This window comes from Shewanella sp. Choline-02u-19, assembly GCF_002836205.1.
GTDB lineage: Bacteria > Pseudomonadota > Gammaproteobacteria > Enterobacterales > Shewanellaceae > Shewanella.
This window is the reverse complement of record NZ_PJBE01000013.1, coordinates 3,549,369-3,567,768: the sequence shown is the minus strand read 5'-3', so window position 1 is coordinate 3,567,768 and position 18,400 is coordinate 3,549,369. Positions and strand designations below refer to the sequence as shown.

Sequence of the window (18,400 nt, the reverse complement as noted above, 5' to 3'; positions counted from 1 at the left end):
GGTAAGCGTCGAAAACAGCTTAGCGTAACCACGCTAAATCGAATTTAAAAGAGGCAGCATATGAAAAAGAATACTTTAAAAGCAGGATTATTGGCGTTAGTGGCAAGTACCACATTACTCACTGTTACAGTGCGTGCCGCGGATGAACAGTCTAAACACCATAACCAGCAAGAGTATCATCAGATGAAAGGTGAGCGTGGCGGGCATCATGATAAAATGCGTAAAATGTTCCGCGGTTTAGATTTATCTGATGAACAAAAAACTCAAGTCAAAGCCATATTGAGTTCGCATCGTGAAGAGATGGAGCTAAACCGTCCTTCGAAAGAGGAGCGTGCAGCGCAAAAAACACAGATGCTAGCATTTATCACTGCTGCTAATTTCAATGAGGCAGAGGTGAAGCAAGCATTAATGGCTAAGCAGGAAGCGCGTCAACAAAAAGCAGTCAATATGATGAAACTGCAAAACGAGGTTTATCAACTGCTGACACCTGAGCAGCAACAGAAATTTGAGCAACGTTTTGCCAAAAACAAACACCACAAAAGATGATTTACATATGATCGATATTAAACATGAGGGGGATCATCAGTTTTCCCCCTCAGTTTGATATAAACTTAAGATCTGGACTTCCCTTACTTTACTTGTAAATCGATCTTATGAATGACACTTCCCAATATGATTTTTGGGTGAAGCTTGCCAGCCGCGCAGCGGTTGCTACAGCCTTAACCCTAATCACCATAAAGTTAGCCGCATGGATGTATTCTGGCTCAGCCAGTATGCTGGCATCTTTAACAGACTCTTTTGCTGATGCTTTGGCGTCTATCGTTAACTTTATTGCCATCCGCTATGCGATAGTTCCCGCCGATCAAGATCATCGGTACGGCCATGGTAAAGCTGAACCGTTAGCAGCACTTGCCCAATCTGCATTTATTCTAGGTTCTGCATTTTTACTGCTTTTCCATGGGGGGGAGCGACTCATCAACCCTATTGAAGTAAAGCATGCCACTCTCGGTGTGATTGTGTCGATTATCGCGATAGTGCTTACCTTCGCTCTAGTGATGCTGCAGAAAAGAGCCTTGGCAGCTACCTCAAGCACGATAGTCGAGGCTGATGCGTTGCATTATAAGTCGGATTTGTTCTTGAATGCTGCAGTGTTATTGGCATTGGTTTTATCACAATATGGCTGGTGGTGGGCCGATGGCTTATTTGCTGTGCTGATTGCACTTTTCATTGGCCAACAAGCGATTGGTTTAGCGTATAAGTCGGTACAGTCACTGTTAGACAGAGAGCTAGATGATGAAACTCGAGATAAAATCACCGAGATCGCGATCCTTGATCTTCAAGTTAGGGGCATCCATGATCTCAGAACAAGAGAGTCGGGTAAGACCATGTTTATTCAATTTCATTTGGAGTTAGATGGCTCGCTGAGCTTGGAACAGGCTCATACCATAGCCGTTGAAACGTCCATTCGGATCCGGCGAGAGTTTAACTATGCTGAGGTGATTATTCACCAAGATCCAGTGTAATTATTGATGGATGACAAGTAAAAACGCTGAGTGTTTTGTGCTGATGGTTATCTCTTGGTTCTTTGTTTGTTGTAAATAGGTAGTTAATATAATTACTTAAACATAGTTGTCGCAATTTGTATCTTTACTGTGCTAAATTCCTTCGCATTAAAACGATGTAAGGGAATCATCATGAAAAAATTATCAATTGTAGCGTTAGCTGTTTTAGGGTTGGCGGCTTCAAATATTGCTTCTGCAGAGACGGATCGCATTGGAGCATATGTGGGTGGTCAAATTGGCGCATTTTCCGCTGATGTTGAGGGCGACTCCGAATCAGGCCAAAGCTATGGTGCTTATGGTGGATACAACTTCAATGAGTGGTTCGGTCTAGAAGGCACTCTTTATATTACTAATAACTTCGTCGATGAAGATTTTGTTGATGTTTATGCAGCTTCATTTTCTGTTGCACCTAAGTTCACATGGGTTATCAACGATACATTTTCTTTATACGGTAAAGTGGGTGTAGCGTCTGTAGCGGTAATCATGGACGGTGTATTTCGTGATGTAGATTACACAGGCGTTGGTTTGACTGCGGGTGCCGGTGTTAACGCAGCGCTGACTAACAATCTCAATATCCGTTTAGGATACGATTATACCTCAGCAGATCTGGATTCAGATGATTTTGGTGCCAGTGATTTTGACATCGATTTGTCAAACGTGACCTTAGGTATGCATTACCAGTTCTAGTCAATGCTAGAGCGTATTAGAGCGCAACACTGAAATATAAAAAGGATATCAAACGATATCCTTTTTTAGTGTCACACTCTGGTGCTGCTCTTTATTCCATCGCCAACTCTTTCAGTTTACGAGTTAAAGTATTACGCCCCCAGCCTAAACGTTTAGCAGCTTCTTGTTTATGGCCATTGGTGTGTTTTAGGGCTGTTTCTAGCAATATCCGTTCAAAAGCGGGCTGCACTTCAGTGAGCAAGTTACTTTCACCCTCTGCTAAGCGCTGATCTATCCAACGTTTTAATGCAGCTTCCCAGTCGGCAGTGCCAGTGTGTTGGTCGTGAGATACTGCGGGTTCCTCTAGCAGTTCTGGAGGCAGATCTTGTGGCAAAATTTCTTGTCCAGACGCCATCACGGTTAACCAACGACAAGTGTTTTCTAGCTGACGAACATTACCAGGCCAAGGCAGTGTTGCTAGCTTATTGGCTGTTTCCTTCGTCAGAATTTTGGGCTCTACATCGATCTCTTTTGCTGCGATAACTAAAAAGTGACGTGCGAGCTGGGCAATGTCTTCTCGTCGTTGCGATAACGGCGGCAGATGCACTCTGATCACATTCAAACGATGAAACAAATCCTCTCTAAAGCCGCCTGCTTGCACGAGTTGTTCTAAATTTTGGTGCGTTGCAGCAATAATACGCACATCAACCTGTACGGGAGAGTGACCGCCTACGCGATAGAACTGACCATCGGCTAGCACTCGTAACAAACGAGTTTGTACATCCAAAGGCATGTCACCAATTTCATCTAAAAAGAGTGTGCCACCATTTGCTTGTTCAAATCGACCTTGGCGAACATTTCCAGCGCCAGTAAAGGCGCCTTTTTCATGGCCAAACAGCTCCGACTCGATTAAATCTTTAGGGATCGCCGCCATATTAATTGCAATGAAGGGCTTACCTTTTCGGGGACTGTGCTTGTGTAATGCACTGGCGACCAGCTCTTTACCGGTACCCGATTGACCATTAATCAGTACGCTAATCGATGAGCGTGATAATCGACCTATGGCTCTAAAAACTTCTTGCATTGCCGGCGCTTCACCAATTATTTCGGGAGTGGCAACAACGGGTTCTGCAGGTGCACTGCTATTACTTTGTTCGTTAGCGTGCGTAATCGCGCGTTCAACGAGGGAGATGGCTTCATCAATATCAAACGGCTTAGGCAGGTACTCAAATGCGCCTGCTTGATAAGCACTGACTGCGCTATCAAGGTCGGAGTGGGCGGTCATAATGATAACGGGAATATGTGGATAATGGGTTTGTAGACGTTCTAGTAGCGTTAAGCCGTCGGTACCTGGCATGCGAATGTCAGACACAATCACTTTGGGCTGCGCTGTTTCAAGGGCATCCCACAATGACTCGGCAGCGGCAAAACTGGCACTGCTGAGCTTGGCGCCTTGTAATGATTTTTCAAGCACCCAGCGAATAGAACTATCATCATCGAGGACCCATACTTGTTCAGTCATGTTGTTGTTTTCCTCATTTAGCTATTGATGGGTAGAGTGATGGTGAACTCGGTGCGTCCAACAGAAGAGTCACATTCAATTCGGCCGCCGTGCAATCGGGCAAAGTTATGCGCAATCGATAATCCTAGGCCTGAACCTTGTTCACGGCCTGTGACCATGGGATAAAACAGCGTATCTATTAAGTCGGGGTTAATGCCTGGACCGTTATCGATTACTGATAGCATCAACACTAATTTATGTCGTTGTGTACCAATCGTTATTTGATGCTGAGTGCGCGTTTTTATGCGGATATTACCGCCGGTCATATCGAGTGCTTGCACCGCATTTTGCACAATATTTAGCACAACCTGTTGCAGTTGGTCTGGATCCATTTCAATATCAGGGATCGAAGGATCATAATCTTGCAACAAGGTAACATTGTCAGGCAGGGTTAAATTGACCAGTTGTAATACTTTATGTACCACTTCATGGATATTATAAAGACGGTGCTGTGTTGGCTTTTGTGGGCCTAATAACCGGTCTACTAACCCTCTTAAACGATCTGCTTGTTCAATAATCAAGTCGGTAAACTCTCTGAGTTCAGCCTCTTCAAGCTCTCGAGATAACAGCTGCGCAGCCCCTCTTAGTCCAGCTAACGGGTTTTTTATTTCATGTGCGAGGTTTCGCACTAGAAATTGAGCGGCTTGTTGCTGTGCATCTTGAGTTAATTGCTGGTGGATACGCCTTTGTTGATCGACCTGTCGTAGCTCTAATAAGGCCTGACCATGCTCTTGTTCTATCGGTGTTAGGGTGACATCGACAGTGTGTTGTTGACCATCGAGAGTGACCAGTGAAACGGTATTAACGGTCAGTCCTTGGTTATTTTTAATTGCTAATTGCAGCATAGGAAGATCAACGGCCAATGTTTGATAATGCTCAGGCAAACTCAGTTCAAGTAGCTTGTTATTGCTAACGCCCAAAAGCTGCTCAGTAGCAACATTAGTGTAAAGCAGTTCCAGCTCATCATTGATAACGAGCACTGCAGTCACTAAGTGATTGAGCAATAAACCTGTATCCATCTGCTACTCCGCCTTAATCAGTTGCACCATTTTGGGATTCTAACTTAGTTGCACCACTATGGTGCACCAAAGTGGTGCGGTCTGCAACTCGACTTCATCGGAGCAATAACATTAAGCTAAACTAGTTAAGTGAATGTATTTATTCGTGTTAACTAATTATTCGCGAATGAGAGCAGACATTATCTTGCTCTATTCTGTATTGTCCGGTGAAGAAAAATTTTCCTTGGGAGAGTTGATGCAAGTAGTTTGCCGTCTTGTGTTAGTGCTTTGATAATAAAAGTATGTTCACCGCGGTCGACATTATTCACTTGGAACAAACCGCTTTGTTGAGCATCACTTTGTTGCTTACCGTCCATAAACAGCACTAATAGATGTGAGGGAGCAAGTTCAGGTTCAATCTGCAGTGCGATTGAAATATTACCTTCATTACTTCTTACCGTTTCTTCTTCGTTAGGAGAGGCGATACGCATGCGGTAATTAATCTTATCGCCAGTAGGAGATAAATGACTATTTGATGGACTGGGAGGCGGGGGAAGTTTTATTTGGTTCTCGGTGTTCTTGTTAAACTCAACGACTTCAGCATTTTTTACGGGCTGATCGGAAAAATGTATTTTACCGTCCTGATCTACCCATTTGTATACTGTCGCATGGATAAATGGGCTGACAAGCAGCATTAAAACCAAAAAACCTAGGCGCATAGTGAGTTCCTTTGTGGCACGTTTGCTCTCTCAGACTAGCGTCTTTTCAATAATAAATCATGAATTTTATTGACGATAATTATGCATTTGTCTAAGCAATCCAGGTTGTGAACCTAAGGTCGGTGCTTATATGCTAATGTAGGTGTTAACTGCACAGTGAGCAGATCCATATTTCCCCTTAATTGTGGCAATGTTGTTGGTCTAAGTATAATACCAATAGTAGAGCTCGATATGACGGATTGCAGCGAGTCGTTATAATGCTAATTTTTACAGTATAGTTTGAGGTGGATGATGGCTTTGAATAAAATTTTATTTCTGGTGTTGGTCAGCATGAGCAGTTTTTCAACTTTAGCGGCATCGCCTAGTTTTGACTGTAATAAGGCCAGTGGTGCAGTAGAGCATCTGATCTGCCAAGATGATGAGCTAGCATCATTAGATAGAACAATAGCGACAGTATATAAACAAGCTTTGAAAAGCATCCCTACAGAAGAACAACCCAAAGCGATGCAAAGAGGCTGGATAAAAGGCCGTAATGACTGCTGGAAAGCACAAAGTGTAAGTGTGCGTGAGTGTGTGGTGCAAAACTATCAAAGTCGGATTATAGAGTTACAAATCCAAGGTGGATTATTAGAGGTCCCTGCGGGTGTTCTGTTTGATTGTGAGGGTTTCCCACCAATTACTGCTGTTTTTTATACCCAGTTAGATCCAGTCACGGCTGTTTTTACCTTTGATGAGCAACAACTGCTGGCGACGAATGTACCCAGTGGCAGTGGTGCTAAATATCAAGGGGCAAACTTTGAGTTTTGGGAACATCATGGCGAAGCAAGCGTCCGTTATTTTGATAAGCACTCTATTTGTAAAATTCGCTAGCGCTGCAGAGGTGATATCTTGCGTTAAGCACCATAGCTCAATCGTTTTAGTTCATGAATTCAGTAAACATAAAGGCAGCCTATAGGCTGCCTTTTTTGTAATCGGTTAACTTAGTCTAAGAACTGCTAACTGTTGTCATATTGCTGTTCAATTTCACCCGCTTTAGCGCTATTGGCATGCTGGTTCAACTGTTTTGCGTAAGCGGCAATATTTGGGTATTTATCTGCCTCACCGCTGGCAACTAACATCTCAACGATAAACGACATCATAATATCTGCACCAGTGAGCTTATCAGCCACTAGGTAGCGCTTACCCTCTAAGGCCTGATTAACATAGCTAAGCACTTTTTCAGTTTCAACAGCGGCGTAACCTTCTAAAAAGTTAGTTTGGCAACCATCTTTGGCAACAAACATTCTGAGCAACAATGGCAGCATTGCCGAACTTTCCGCAAAATGTAGCCACTGGAGATACTCGACATAGTCTTTACTGCCTTTCTCTGGCGCTAGCTTTCCTGCCGCGTGAGCGTCAATAAGATATTCAGTGATCGCCCCTGATTCGGCAATAATCTGTTGGTTATATTCGATCACCGGTGACTTACCGAGTGGATGAATAGCCTTAAGCTCTGGCGGGGCTAAAAATGTTTGGCTATCTCGTTGGTAAGCTTTGATTTGGTAATCTAGTCCAAGCTCTTCTAGTAACCAGATAATACGTTTTGAGCGAGATTTGTTTAAATGGTGCAAGGTGATCATTGGCTGTCCTTTGCTATTGTTCGCCGTGGGTATGGCGACAACGGATAGAGTGAGAGAAAACGGGAAGCATTGATAGAAAGGGGCAAAGCCCCTTTATTTGAACAGCAATAGGCTATTTAAGCTGCTTGATTATCTCATCGGCAACCACTTCAGATGATGCTGGGTTTTGGCCCGTAATTAGGTGACCATCAACCGCTAAGTAGCTCGCCCAGTCATCGCCTTTACTGTAAAGGGCGCCGTGTTGGATCATCATATCTTCAACAAGGTAAGGCACGATATCGGTAAGCTGCACGGCAGCTTCTTCGGTGTTGGTAAAGCCAGTAACCTTCTTACCCGCAACCAATGGAGTACCATCAGCGGCTTTGACATTTTTCAGTGCGCCGGGAGCATGGCACACTAAGCCGACGGGCTTGCTTGCTTGATAGAAGGTTTCAATTAACGCGATTGAATTAGCGTCATTAGTCAGATCCCATAATGGTCCGTGGCCACCAGGGTAGAAAATGGCGTCGTAATCTTCAGCATTAATGTTGGCAAGCACTTGAGTCGTCGCTAGCAGCTTTTGTGCGTCACTATCTTGATTGAATCTATCAGTGGCTGCTGTTTGAAAGTCTGGCTGCTCGCTGGTTGGGTCAAGCGGTGGTTGACCGCCCGCTGGTGATGCTAGTGTGACGTTAAAACCGCTGTCTTTAAAGCGGTAATAAGGGCTGGCAAATTCTTCTAACCAAAAGCCTGTTTTTAAACCAGTATCGCCTAATTTATCGTGCGAGGTCAGTACCATTAATACGTTCATTTATAATCCTTTTTAATGTTTAATCGTTTTAGTTAAAAACGATATTCAAAAGTGTATTCGTTATAAGTTAGATAGCGCACTTTAGCGGGTATATTTAAAGCTTAAGTGCGCTTGCTCGACTAAAGGTTGCGCTCTAAAATTTTGCGACTCATTGCTAAATCTACATCTTGTTTTTCACCGAGCGCTGTCATGCCATGAGCTTCAAGCTGTGCCATGATTTTGTCGATACTGCTGGCATCTAAATCATAGTCGCTTAAGCGGGTTTTAATGCCCATTGCTTCGAAAAATTCACGTGTTTTAGCGATTGCAGCATCGATGATCTCATCGTTAGTGCCTTGGGCTATGCCCCAAACGCGATCGGCATATTGCAGTAACTTCTCCTGCTTACCTTCACGGCGACAATCCAGCATACCGGGCAGCACGATAGCGATAGTGCGAGCGTGGTCGATGTCATATAAAGCGGTAAGTTCATGGCCAATCATATGTGTTGCCCAGTCATGGGGAACACCGCGACCGATCACGCCGCTTAAAGCCATTGTGGCAACCCACATGAGATTGGCTCTAACATCAAAGTCTTTTGGTTCGCTGAGGGCTTTAGGTCCAAGCTCGATTAACGTTTGAAGTAGGCCTTCGGCAAATCGGTCTTGTACTGGAGCATTAACAGGGTAGGTTAAGTACTGCTCAGTGATGTGAATAAAGGCATCGACAACCCCATTGGCCACTTGGCGCTCTGGTAGAGTGAAAGTTTTACTTGGGTCTAAAACAGAAAACTTTGGATAAACATGGTCGCTCATGAAAGAGAGCTTAGCCTGATACTCTTTACGGGTAACAACGCTAGCACTATTCATTTCAGAACCTGTGGCTGGCAAGGTTAGCACTGTGCCAAATGGCAGTGCTTGAGTGACTTTTGCGCCCCAGCTCAAAAGAATATCCCATGGCTCACCTTCAAATAGGGCTGCAGCAGCGACAAACTTAGTACCATCAATAACAGAGCCGCCACCGACCGCCAATAGAAAATCAATATTTTGCTGCTTAACAACTTCAACGGCTTTCATTAATGTTTCGTAAGTTGGGTTTGCCTCAATACCGCCGAACTCAACAACATCACGCTGTCCAAGTGCTGCCTTTACTTCATCTAGCGTGCCAGTACTCTTGGCGCTATTGCCGCCAAACAATATTAATACTTTTGCATCTTTTGCGACTAAGTTATCCAGTTCGGCAATCTTGCCTTCGCCAAAGCTAATATGAGTTGGGTTGTAATAGTCAAAACTGTTCATATTCTTTCCTATCTATCGACAAGTATTATCGAATGAGTATGAGATATTTAGTAGACCAGTCGTCTATTAAATAGTTAAAAAAATACCCGCGCTAATCATAGGCGGGTGAGATAAAACTGTTGGCTATTTCAGCGGAGATATAGGCTGTGCCAACAGGGCTTTGGTTACTTGCAATACGCGTTCAATCACATTTGGATCACGTGATAATTTACTTTTTAAACTCGCGCCTAACCAAAGCTGGTATAAGGTTTCTGCCGTAATTTGGGCGTGCATCGCTGGAAGTGAACCGTCGTTGATCCCAGCTTCGATACAGTGGGCAAGACGCGTAATAACGCCTGATGAGCCTTTATCAAGCGCTAGGCGCATCGACTCAGAAAGATCTGCAACTTCGGCACTGAGCTTAACTACTAAGCATTTTTGGTCAATGCTGCAATTACTTTGAGTTGCCTGCCAGCGCAGCCAGTAGCTCATGAGTCGCTCAAGACCTGAACCATTTTTGGCGTCAAATAGTTCATCAATACTATGTAAGTATCCCTTGAAGTAACTGTTAATGATCTCTTCACCAAACAGCTCCTTAGATTTGAAGTAATGGTAAAAAGAGCCTTTGGGAACATCGGCAAATTTTAGGATCTGCGACAAGCCCACATTCGAGAAGCCTTTACTCGAAATTAAGCTATAACCAGAGTCAATAATATGCTGACGTGTTTGTTGGGATTCAATTTTCATAGGCCGTATCTTAAGCTCAATTAGACCGGTCGTCTAGTTAATATTTGCGATGGGTCAGTTTAAGTACATTATACTTAATTTAATCTAGATTTATTTTTCATTAAACATATGAAATTATAAGTATTATAAAGGCAGGGTGCTTCGTGAGAAATTCTGCTTTAGCACCACCGTTGATTCAATGCCCGCAATACAATTTAAGCTACCCAATGACTTTTTAACGAAGCTTTCGTAGCTAAGTAAATCACTGGCAACAATTTTTAAAACATAATCATGCGCCCCGGTGACAACAGAACATTCCATCACTTGCTCCAGACTTTGCATCGCCGTTTCGAAGCGCTCAGCATGATGATCTGAATTTTCTGTGAGGCGCACAAAGGCATAGACCACCACATTGAGCCCGACCTCTTTAGGTTCTATTTGTGCCGCATAGCCGCTTATAACTCCCGTCTGTTCGAGCTTTCTGACTCGGCGAAGGCAGGGGGTATCAGACATGTTTAACCTTGCAGCCAACTCTGAAATGGCAATACGGCCCTGTTGCTGCAAAATAGCGAGAATATTGCGATCTTTACTGTCCAAAGAGAACTCCGAATTTAGTTTTATAGTTTATTTCAATCGAATGTAGTCAATTTATAGTGGAATCCGATCTGAAATGGAAGTTATAGAAGGGAAAATGACGATTTTACCCCTAGAGATCCTGATAGGCTAATTCAACATAATAATAACAATAACAGGAACCGCTAGATGACATTGAATACTCGGGCTTTTGACCATTGGATCCGTACCCGTTTTGTGGAGCTCAATACCCAATTAGAGCTGTTATATGCAACGCAAGTTGATCGTGCCAATGTCGAAGGTATTGGTGAGTCACTTAAAATAGCGTTAGAAGCTGAAGGCCGAGAGATGATCGCGGCATTATTGGCGGAGGGAAATACCGACGAAGGCTTTGACCACGCGTTCGGCTTACTGGGGAATGTAGGCTTGTACATGGCTGCTTGTCGCCGTCATGAGATAACCGAGCCCTCTCGTGAGCAGGTATCACCATTAACAGAAGCCTCTGCTTTAGCGATGCATATCGGCGCTTCTATTGGTGTTACTCCAAGGTTTGCCACCGCGCACTTAACCACACATAACAGCGCTGATAACGGCCTATACAAACGGTTTACTAACCTGCCCGCTGAAAAGCTGTTTGTTGATTATAATACCAAAGGTATTCTTGCCTATAAGCGTGCAGCAGACGCATTATTAAAAATACAACCTCTAGGAATTTCTCATCCCATTGCCGCCGATTTACTGGTTGTCGCCAAGCAAGCGCTCGTAGATGTAAAAGAGTCGAATAAGCAACTCTTTAACAAGCTCGATACTAATGACTTCTTCTATTGCGTGAGGCCGTACTACAAACCCTATCGTGTTGGAAGCCAAGTTTACCGCGGTGCAAATGCCGGTGATTTTGCCGGTATCAATGTCATCGATATGCTTTTAGGGTTGTGCGCTGCCAACGAAGCTGGATATTCACAAATGTTGGTTGATAAGTTTCTGTATATGATGCCAGAAGATCAACGCATTTTGCGTGACTGTATGCGTCGTTCTAGCTTTATGGACGAGTTGTTAGCGCTGCGGCATTTGCACCATGAAGCCTGGTTTAAAGAAAACGTAAGGCTGTTTCTAGAGGTGTGTAGATTGCACGGTGAAACAGCGATTCAGCATCACAATGAATTAGTAAATAAGTATATTGCTATCCCTTCTCAAACGATGGAGCAGCAACATATGGATAAAGTTACCGCGAGTGGCCCGCCATTACCAGTGTTGCTTAATGCGCTGGAAAAACTACGAGATAGGCGGTCTGCGGCATGCCGCAGTGATATCAAGACGCGATATGACGATATTAAATCGCTCACTGCAAGCTTAGAGGCTCGTTGATATGGGGGATTTTAACCATGACTATAAAAAAGATTTTATGCTCGCGCCTGGAAGTTACTTATTGAACCATTCAGTTGGCAGGCCGCTTCAAACGGCTGAGGCTGATTTTAAGCAACAGTTTTTCACACCTTGGCAAGAGTCTGGTATTGAGCCTTGGAGAGATTGGCTTGGCATTATTGAGCGATTTACCGATGGTTTATCGAGAATGTTTAATGCCCCTGCGAGCGAGTTCTGTCCGCAAGTTAATCTATCGAGCGCATTGACCAAATTGGTGATGTCCGTTGATTCATTGCAACGTGATGATACCGTGATCTTAATGAGTGAGATTGATTTCCCCAGCATGGGTTTTGCACTCAAAAAAGCGCTGCCAAAAAACTGCGAACTGCGATTTATCCCTAAAGCGCTGGATATTACCGATGCTAATGTATGGGATGCTCACTTAACGACAGATATTGATATGGTGTTTGTGAGTCATGCTTACTCTAATACTGGGCAGCTATCGCCAGTCGATGACATTGTTGCGGCAGCAAAATCGAGAGGTGTACTCACACTGATTGATATCGCTCAGTCAGCGGGTGTGGTGCCGGTAGATTTAGGGGCTCTGCAGGCTGACTTTATGATTGGCTCCAGTGTTAAATGGTTATGTGGTGGCCCTGGAGCGGCTTACCTTTGGGTTAACCGTCAGCATATTGCAGATTGTCAGCCTAAGGACGTAGGTTGGTTTAGTCATGAAAATCCGTTTGAATTCGATATTCATGATTTTAGATACCATAAAAGCGCGCTTAAGTTTTGGGGCGGGACACCGTCTGTAGCGCCTTATGCGATAGCGGCTTATAGCATTGATTATTTTTGTCAGTTGGGTTCAGAAAAGCTACGCCAGCATAATCAGCATTTGATTGAGCTGGTGGCCAATGAGCTTGGCAGTGAACTGGTCTCTCCCCGAGAACAAGATAAACGCAGTGGAACCATGATCCTAAATTTCGGTCATCGGCAGCAACAGATATTATCAGCGCTAAAAAGTGCCAACATCAGTGTTGATGCACGAAGCCAAGGGATACGAGTGTCGCCGCACATATACAATGATGAAGCTGATATGTGGCGCCTATTAGAACTTGTTGGCACGACAGGGTGGTAACCAATAATATTGCTCTTTAGCCGTTGGATAAAGAGCAAATAGGGACACTTTTAAATTAGTGCTTAACAGCATGAAGATACGTTTTTCGATAATCAAATTGTTGATTCAGGCGGGTAATTTCACCTAGGCTCATATTGGCAGCAATGGTGTTTCCTTTACTGTCAGACACATATTTTTGAGCTGTTCTTTTGACAAAATCGACCACATAGACATTATTATTCTCAAGTGCCGTTGCGGCTTCTAACGCCGCGCTTTTAGAGCAATCATTACATAGTGCTACAGAGTTCATTCCTGCGAAGCTTGCTGCAGAGAAGAGTAATGTTGCCATCATTAGTGGGGCGGTAAGGGTAATTTTCATTATTTTCTCCAGAATAAATAAATGTGACTCAAGTCACGTTTTTATCATCTTGACTAATTAATGTCCATCTTTTTATTAGCATGTTGTTAACATAATTAGTTGTTTAATAAGTACTTATTTAAGCTGACACTAATATTTGTTGTCTTGTTCTTATTGAGTAGTCGCCGACAAATTCAATTAATTATTCTAGGTTGCCTATTTAACATTATTGATTGATAGTTAAAGCCATTCATTTTTACAAGGTGAGTTTAATGAAGATATTCATACTGTTATTGGGATTGTGCAGTGTTAGTGCCTTTTCAGTTGAATGGCAGACACAGCAGATTGATGCAAGTTTATCTTTTCGTGGTAGCGCAGCTGCTGATGGCATAGTGTGGGTGAGTGGCTCAAACAATAGTGTCTTTTTGTCTAAGGATGCAGGTAAAACTTGGCTCGATGTTTCTGTTACAGAGCAACCGTTAACCGATTTTCGTGATATTGAAGTTTTCGACGCTAACACTGCCATTGTGATGGGGGCTGGTGAGGGCGAGTTATCTACACTCTATATTACTGAAGATCAGGGGGCTTCTTGGAAACTGTTGCTCGAAAATAAACATGAAACGGGTTTTTTTGATTCTATTGCTTTTTGGGATAGAAACAACGGATTGCTGTTAGGGGATCCTGTTGATGGTTGCTTTGTTATCTTACGCACTCAAGATGGTGGTAAAAGTTGGCAACGGATTGCTCGAGCTCATCTTCCTAAACTGCTCGACCGTGAAGTGGCCTTTGCCGCGAGTGGTAATACCCTCATGGTCGGCAAAGCGGGTCAAGCATGGTTCACCACTGGCGGCCATAGTAGCTCTATTTATACCTCGCAAGACTCCGGTGATTACTGGCAAAGAACGCATATTCCACTCTATGACGATACACAAACTGCCGGCGGTTATGGCGTGGCGATGAATACTCTTGGCGATGTTTTTGTTGTCGGCGGTGATTACCAACAGCGTGATAAGCATGATGCTAATATGGTGTATCTAAAAGGCAAAGTCTGGCATAAAACGCGTAAGGCGACTGCCGGACTGAGAACCGCGATGGTTTGTCATCAAGCCATGTGTATAGCGACGGGTAAGTTGGCTACAGATATCTCATTTGACCATGGCTTTAGTTGGCAGCCGTTGTCGATTCAAGGTCAGACACAAGGTTATTACACCTTGGCGATTGATGGTGATACCTTGGTGGCAGCTGGGCATCAAGGCCGTGTGGCGGTCTACGTAGTGCCCCCCGAGAGCTGATTTTTTTACCGTTTATTAGATCCCAAGACATAACCATAAAACCCAAGTGACTTGCTTGGATTTTATGGTTTATTCAACGGCGACTCAGTCACTTTACTTTGGTAGCGTTTACCATTGATCCGTTCAATAATTTGAGTGGCATTTAGGTCGTGAATCACATTGATGAGTGTGGCAGGTGCATCGGTTACTGTGCCGATAATGACTAAAATAGGGATAACTTCTATCGGTAGACCGAGAGTGGTGACGATAAAAATTTCACCCAAAAAGGCTCCGCCAGGCACGCCACTAATAATAAATGCTGACAACACTGAAATAAGTACGGTGAGCGCAAAAACATCTGCAGTGAAATCCAAACCCAATATTGAATAGATAAATACAATCTTTAGCGCGGTGGTCATCGAGGCACCGCCTTTATTGAGATTGACCAACAAAGGCAGACAAATATCTGCTATCTCCTCTTTTATGCCCATCTTATTGGCGGCTCGGATATTAACGGGTAACGTGGCCAGAGAGGAGCTGGTACCTAATGCGGTAACTGACGGTGCAACCGCATTTTTCCAAAATTGAGTAACGCCTTTTGCCCCGCCACCTAACCAAGCGTAAAGAGTTGAGCCGATGATGAAATAGATAATTGCCGCAACAAAGAATAGCCCAATAGCGCGAGCAAAAGTGCTCAACAGTTCGGTGTCTTGACTGGCCATGGTTGAAGCAAAGTAGGCGCCTAGTCCTATTGGGGCTGCTACCATCAAAATGGATACTATCTTCATGATAACGGTATTGAGACTATCAAGGATATCTGAGACTTTCTCACCATCTTTTCCTGATTGACCAATAGCGATCCCGGCGATGACCGACATGATGATCAATGCCAGGATATTGGATTTAGACAGCAAACCAACAAAATCATTGGTAGTGAGCAAACCAACGAAATCCATTGTGCCCGCCCCCGCTTCAACATGTTGATGCAGATCGAGTAAAACACCTTGCGCAGGATCGAAGGCCAGAGCCAAGCCTACAATCGATACGGCGGGGATAATCGCCATTACAATTGACACCAAGAAGAGGGTAATAAGAATGGCACCGAGTTTTTTTAAGTCAGTCATTCGTGCAATGGAAGAGGTCACACTAATAGCAACGAGTGGCACAATAATCATGAATAGCAGATTAAGAAAAATCTGCCCAATAGGCTTTAATTCAAGTGCAAAATCAGGCAGTACAATACCGATAACGCCACCAATAAATAGTGCTGACAGTAAAACAATTGAAGAACGATAGGGCTCAAGTTTTTGCCACATAAATGAAGGTCCACTTATTATTGGTTGTCAGAACACTGACTTTTGATGGGGTATCCCATTAAGCTATCTAGCCATCGATGGGGTGTCAACCTAACAAGCGGTAGAAGAAAAGGAAAAGGCCTGCAGCAAGCAGACCTTTAAATATTGAATCGTCGCTAATTAACGTCCTCTTCGACCTTCTCGCGCCATACCGTGTTGCCTTGCGTTGCGTGAGCGGTTCAATCCTTCTCGGTCAATGTTGCGGTTATTCATCTGTCGATTCATATTGTTGGGGCGACTCATATCAGTATTAGGCCTAGATGGCATAGTGACAGGCTTGCTGATATCACGATTACTTAGCCCAGTTTCAACTCTCTGTTTAGTTGCGGGCGCAGGTGTCCAATTGCCTTTATTGCGGTTTTGCCACTCACCATTATTATCTCGTGCAATATTGCCATTTTTATCGGCAAAGACGTTATTGTCACGGCTCTTGTTGTGAGTCGCTTGTCTAAGATTGTTGTTTATTTTCTTTGAGTCAGCATTACGTACGCGGTTCTCTGGACGGTTATAGAGATTATTTTTCCCCACGCGGTTACCTGAAATATTGTTGTTTTTGGTAACCTTGTTGGAGATATTGGTTCTATTACCGATACTGACACTGTTACCGATATTAATATCACCGGTATTTATCACGACAGGGCGACGGTAACCTCCACCGTAATAACCGCCACAGCATCGGCCTGGATGATAGTTATTACCCCAGCCAGCATTCCAGCCAACCCCCACGCTAAAGAAACCATTGCTCCAACTCACACCGACGTTCCAGCCTGTCCAAGGGTTATAACCAACATGTAATCCCCAAGTCGGTGGTCTTGGATAATAGTAACGGCCCCAGTAGGGTGGGTAGTACCAGCCTGTGCCATATACAGGTACACCATAATAGGGGTAGGACCACATATAGCCTGGAGTGTAACCCACATAGACAACCTCGGGTGTAGAGTCATAAATCTCGACATAAGTGGTGTTATACACAGGTGAGCTTGGGGGGATTTTTGCAATCTCGTCTGTCGGGATGTTATCTGCGACTGTCCATGGGCCTTTAGCCGCTGAAGCGACAAACCAAACGGCATTATCTACTGCGTAGTACTGACCGTTTATTTTCAATACCTGAGTGGAGGTGTTAACGGCATAAGCGACCTTAGTACCTGGGATTGCATCAAACTTAGGCTCACCATCGTATTCAACAGTTAGCTTTGTTTCACTGCGCTTAATCGCAGCAGTTTGTGGTATTTGCGCATCGAGCATCGCTTGGTCTGCTTCTGTGGTGCCTGCAACAGAAACACGTAGGCCTCCAATATCGGACTCAGGTGGGATATCATTAAAACTCGTCGGCAGCTTATCGGCGCGAACAAACTCCCAAGGTCCAGCTTCCTTCTTGGCTTTAAACCAGCGCCCCGACAGCAATAAATACATATCACCTGAAGAAACCTCTCTAATCCATGCGGTCTCTGTGTTGCTGACGTACAGCAGCTTGCCTTCGGTCAGGCTTTTCCATCTGGGCTTACCCTCTGTTGCGACCAATTCGGTGGCGGTGTTTACGGCGATGACGGCGGGTGCTGAGGCACTTTTTGCTGGAGTGGCATCTTCAGGTTTAGGAAGCATTTTAACGAGGTCTTCAGGCGGATATTCGGTTGTTTGCCAAGGGCCCATGGGGTTGTCTGCGGTGTACCAGAACGTACCGCTGCTGAGGTATAACTTTTTAGTCTGTTGGTTACGTGCAACCGCAAATGGCGTGTTTAATGCTCGCTCATAAGGGCTGCCTTCTATTTCCCTAAATTGCGGCGCGCCGTCGAAAGACAGCAGTACACTGAGGTGCTGACGGAAAATAATGTTGGGGGCATCGTTCTTAATGTTCTCTAAGCTTTGTTTCTCTTGTTTAGCATTGGCGAGACTGGCAGAAAGGCGCTCCATTGAGATATTAAAACTACTGCTGCCTAGGGCTTTTTCTACCACTTCGGTAAAGCGCTGCTCGTCTGCTTCAGTCGACTCTGGCCAGCGAACCTGAGTGACTTTAACGTCTCTAACGGTAGCGTTATCGGTATTGGTATCGATGCGTGCACTAAACCAAAAAGCGCCAAAAACGGGCTCGTCTCTATCGATGAGTTCGAGAGACATTGCCGCACGCCCTTGCAGAATATTACCGTTAAGTGATTCAGGCTGTGGCTGATATACCACTATGGTGCCCTCTTTTTCGGTTACCTCTTGTGGCCACTCAATCGCGTTAGCATTGGCTAGACCCAATAGCATCATCATGATTACGGCGAGGGTTGAGCGGAAACATGCAAAAATTTTAGCTGACATAGCAGTCCCTTCTGTTTTGATCGAGTGGTGAATATCAAGCTAACATGTTGGCTATTATAATGGTTAAACTTTATTCAGAATAACTATAGTTGTTCATTATTATAATCGCATTATGGACAAAAATATTATTGATTTATAAGCACAAAAAAGCCCTAAACGTTTCCGC

18 protein-coding genes are annotated in these 18,400 nt (G+C 44.2%); 7 read left to right on the top strand and 11 right to left on the bottom strand.

Features of this window, described 5'->3' with window-relative positions:
* Positions 1–60 precede the first annotated feature (60 nt).
* From CXF83_RS22345 to CXF83_RS22335, 3 genes are all read left to right on the top strand, one after another.
* Positions 61–546 carry a Spy/CpxP family protein refolding chaperone gene (locus CXF83_RS22345; protein WP_101089568.1) on the top strand — a complete coding sequence of 162 codons (486 nt, stop codon included), beginning with the start codon at positions 61–63 and terminating at the stop codon, positions 544–546.
* Positions 547–653: 107 nt separating this feature from the next.
* On the top strand, positions 654–1,523 hold the full coding sequence (gene fieF / locus CXF83_RS22340) for a cation efflux pump FieF (protein ID WP_101089567.1): 870 nt from the start codon (positions 654–656) through the stop codon (positions 1,521–1,523).
* A gap of 171 nt (positions 1,524–1,694) precedes the next feature.
* The gene (locus tag CXF83_RS22335; RefSeq protein WP_101089566.1) at positions 1,695–2,249 is read left to right on the top strand and encodes a porin family protein; all 555 of its coding nucleotides are present in this window, start codon (positions 1,695–1,697) and stop codon (positions 2,247–2,249) included.
* Between the two features lie 91 nt (positions 2,250–2,340).
* Here CXF83_RS22335 and glnG read toward each other — a convergent pair whose 3' ends face one another.
* From glnG to CXF83_RS22320, 3 genes are all read right to left on the bottom strand, one after another.
* The gene (gene glnG / locus CXF83_RS22330; RefSeq protein WP_101089565.1) at positions 2,341–3,750 is read right to left on the bottom strand and encodes a nitrogen regulation protein NR(I); all 1,410 of its coding nucleotides are present in this window, start codon (positions 3,748–3,750) and stop codon (positions 2,341–2,343) included.
* Between the two features lie 17 nt (positions 3,751–3,767).
* The gene (glnL, locus tag CXF83_RS22325) at positions 3,768–4,808 is read right to left on the bottom strand and encodes a nitrogen regulation protein NR(II) (RefSeq protein ID WP_101089564.1); all 1,041 of its coding nucleotides are present in this window, start codon (positions 4,806–4,808) and stop codon (positions 3,768–3,770) included.
* A gap of 179 nt (positions 4,809–4,987) precedes the next feature.
* Positions 4,988–5,506 carry a DUF4124 domain-containing protein gene (locus CXF83_RS22320; protein WP_101089563.1) on the bottom strand — a complete coding sequence of 173 codons (519 nt, stop codon included), beginning with the start codon at positions 5,504–5,506 and terminating at the stop codon, positions 4,988–4,990.
* 297 nt (positions 5,507–5,803) lie between these two features.
* Here CXF83_RS22320 and CXF83_RS22315 point away from each other — a divergent pair, with 297 nt between their 5' ends.
* Positions 5,804–6,376: an MliC family protein gene (locus CXF83_RS22315; protein WP_232775178.1), complete on the top strand. Its 573-nt coding sequence runs from the start codon at positions 5,804–5,806 to the stop codon at positions 6,374–6,376.
* A 125-nt stretch (positions 6,377–6,501) separates the two neighbouring features.
* On the opposite strand, the gene CXF83_RS22310 is transcribed toward CXF83_RS22315, so the two are convergent.
* From CXF83_RS22310 to CXF83_RS22290, 5 genes are all read right to left on the bottom strand, one after another.
* The gene (locus CXF83_RS22310) at positions 6,502–7,125 is read right to left on the bottom strand and encodes a glutathione S-transferase family protein (RefSeq protein WP_101089561.1); all 624 of its coding nucleotides are present in this window, start codon (positions 7,123–7,125) and stop codon (positions 6,502–6,504) included.
* A 112-nt stretch (positions 7,126–7,237) separates the two neighbouring features.
* Positions 7,238–7,915 carry a type 1 glutamine amidotransferase domain-containing protein gene (locus CXF83_RS22305; RefSeq protein WP_101089560.1) on the bottom strand — a complete coding sequence of 226 codons (678 nt, stop codon included), beginning with the start codon at positions 7,913–7,915 and terminating at the stop codon, positions 7,238–7,240.
* Positions 7,916–8,034: 119 nt separating this feature from the next.
* Positions 8,035–9,192 carry an iron-containing alcohol dehydrogenase gene (locus CXF83_RS22300; RefSeq protein WP_101089559.1) on the bottom strand — a complete coding sequence of 386 codons (1,158 nt, stop codon included), beginning with the start codon at positions 9,190–9,192 and terminating at the stop codon, positions 8,035–8,037.
* A gap of 123 nt (positions 9,193–9,315) precedes the next feature.
* Positions 9,316–9,918 (bottom strand): TetR/AcrR family transcriptional regulator, encoded by a 603-nt coding sequence (locus CXF83_RS22295; protein ID WP_101089558.1) that lies wholly within the window; start codon positions 9,916–9,918, stop codon positions 9,316–9,318.
* A 123-nt stretch (positions 9,919–10,041) separates the two neighbouring features.
* Positions 10,042–10,494: an Lrp/AsnC family transcriptional regulator gene (locus CXF83_RS22290; RefSeq protein ID WP_101089557.1), complete on the bottom strand. Its 453-nt coding sequence runs from the start codon at positions 10,492–10,494 to the stop codon at positions 10,042–10,044.
* A 165-nt stretch (positions 10,495–10,659) separates the two neighbouring features.
* Between CXF83_RS22290 and CXF83_RS22285 the strand changes: the two genes are divergently transcribed.
* Positions 10,660–11,835: a PrnB family protein gene (locus tag CXF83_RS22285; protein ID WP_101089556.1), complete on the top strand. Its 1,176-nt coding sequence runs from the start codon at positions 10,660–10,662 to the stop codon at positions 11,833–11,835.
* A gap of 1 nt (position 11,836) precedes the next feature.
* On the top strand, positions 11,837–12,970 hold the full coding sequence (locus tag CXF83_RS22280; RefSeq protein ID WP_101089555.1) for an aminotransferase class V-fold PLP-dependent enzyme: 1,134 nt from the start codon (positions 11,837–11,839) through the stop codon (positions 12,968–12,970).
* 55 nt (positions 12,971–13,025) lie between these two features.
* On the opposite strand, the gene CXF83_RS22275 is transcribed toward CXF83_RS22280, so the two are convergent.
* Positions 13,026–13,328 carry a hypothetical protein gene (locus CXF83_RS22275; RefSeq protein WP_101089554.1) on the bottom strand — a complete coding sequence of 101 codons (303 nt, stop codon included), beginning with the start codon at positions 13,326–13,328 and terminating at the stop codon, positions 13,026–13,028.
* Positions 13,329–13,579: 251 nt separating this feature from the next.
* On the opposite strand from CXF83_RS22275, the gene CXF83_RS22270 reads away from it, so the two are divergent.
* The gene (locus CXF83_RS22270; RefSeq protein ID WP_101089553.1) at positions 13,580–14,599 is read left to right on the top strand and encodes a WD40/YVTN/BNR-like repeat-containing protein; all 1,020 of its coding nucleotides are present in this window, start codon (positions 13,580–13,582) and stop codon (positions 14,597–14,599) included.
* A gap of 62 nt (positions 14,600–14,661) precedes the next feature.
* On the opposite strand, the gene CXF83_RS22265 is transcribed toward CXF83_RS22270, so the two are convergent.
* Positions 14,662–15,894, bottom strand: coding sequence for a dicarboxylate/amino acid:cation symporter (locus tag CXF83_RS22265; RefSeq protein ID WP_101089552.1), 1,233 nt, complete (start codon positions 15,892–15,894; stop codon positions 14,662–14,664).
* Positions 15,895–16,053: 159 nt separating this feature from the next.
* On the bottom strand, positions 16,054–18,234 hold the full coding sequence (locus CXF83_RS22260) for a carbohydrate-binding family V/XII (protein ID WP_198553567.1): 2,181 nt from the start codon (positions 18,232–18,234) through the stop codon (positions 16,054–16,056).
* Between the last annotated feature and the right edge of the window lie 166 nt (positions 18,235–18,400).

What these genes read in the sequence shown, in the direction of transcription:
- CXF83_RS22345 (WP_101089568.1), top strand. Translation starts at nt 61, where the DNA reads ATGAAAAAGAATACTTTAAAAGCAGGATTATTGGCGTTAGTGGCAAGT.
- fieF (WP_101089567.1), top strand. Translation starts at nt 654, where the DNA reads ATGAATGACACTTCCCAATATGATTTTTGGGTGAAGCTTGCCAGCCGC.
- CXF83_RS22335 (WP_101089566.1), top strand. Translation starts at nt 1,695, where the DNA reads ATGAAAAAATTATCAATTGTAGCGTTAGCTGTTTTAGGGTTGGCGGCT.
- glnG (WP_101089565.1), bottom strand. Translation starts at nt 3,750, where the DNA reads ATGACTGAACAAGTATGGGTCCTCGATGATGATAGTTCTATTCGCTGG.
- glnL (WP_101089564.1), bottom strand. Translation starts at nt 4,808, where the DNA reads ATGGATACAGGTTTATTGCTCAATCACTTAGTGACTGCAGTGCTCGTT.
- CXF83_RS22320 (WP_101089563.1), bottom strand. Translation starts at nt 5,506, where the DNA reads ATGCGCCTAGGTTTTTTGGTTTTAATGCTGCTTGTCAGCCCATTTATC.
- CXF83_RS22310 (WP_101089561.1), bottom strand. Translation starts at nt 7,125, where the DNA reads ATGATCACCTTGCACCATTTAAACAAATCTCGCTCAAAACGTATTATC.
- CXF83_RS22305 (WP_101089560.1), bottom strand. Translation starts at nt 7,915, where the DNA reads ATGAACGTATTAATGGTACTGACCTCGCACGATAAATTAGGCGATACT.
- CXF83_RS22300 (WP_101089559.1), bottom strand. Translation starts at nt 9,192, where the DNA reads ATGAACAGTTTTGACTATTACAACCCAACTCATATTAGCTTTGGCGAA.
- CXF83_RS22295 (WP_101089558.1), bottom strand. Translation starts at nt 9,918, where the DNA reads ATGAAAATTGAATCCCAACAAACACGTCAGCATATTATTGACTCTGGT.
- CXF83_RS22285 (WP_101089556.1), top strand. Translation starts at nt 10,660, where the DNA reads ATGACATTGAATACTCGGGCTTTTGACCATTGGATCCGTACCCGTTTT.
- CXF83_RS22280 (WP_101089555.1), top strand. Translation starts at nt 11,837, where the DNA reads ATGGGGGATTTTAACCATGACTATAAAAAAGATTTTATGCTCGCGCCT.
- CXF83_RS22275 (WP_101089554.1), bottom strand. Translation starts at nt 13,328, where the DNA reads ATGAAAATTACCCTTACCGCCCCACTAATGATGGCAACATTACTCTTC.
- CXF83_RS22270 (WP_101089553.1), top strand. Translation starts at nt 13,580, where the DNA reads ATGAAGATATTCATACTGTTATTGGGATTGTGCAGTGTTAGTGCCTTT.
- CXF83_RS22265 (WP_101089552.1), bottom strand. Translation starts at nt 15,894, where the DNA reads ATGTGGCAAAAACTTGAGCCCTATCGTTCTTCAATTGTTTTACTGTCA.
- CXF83_RS22260 (WP_198553567.1), bottom strand. Translation starts at nt 18,234, where the DNA reads ATGTCAGCTAAAATTTTTGCATGTTTCCGCTCAACCCTCGCCGTAATC.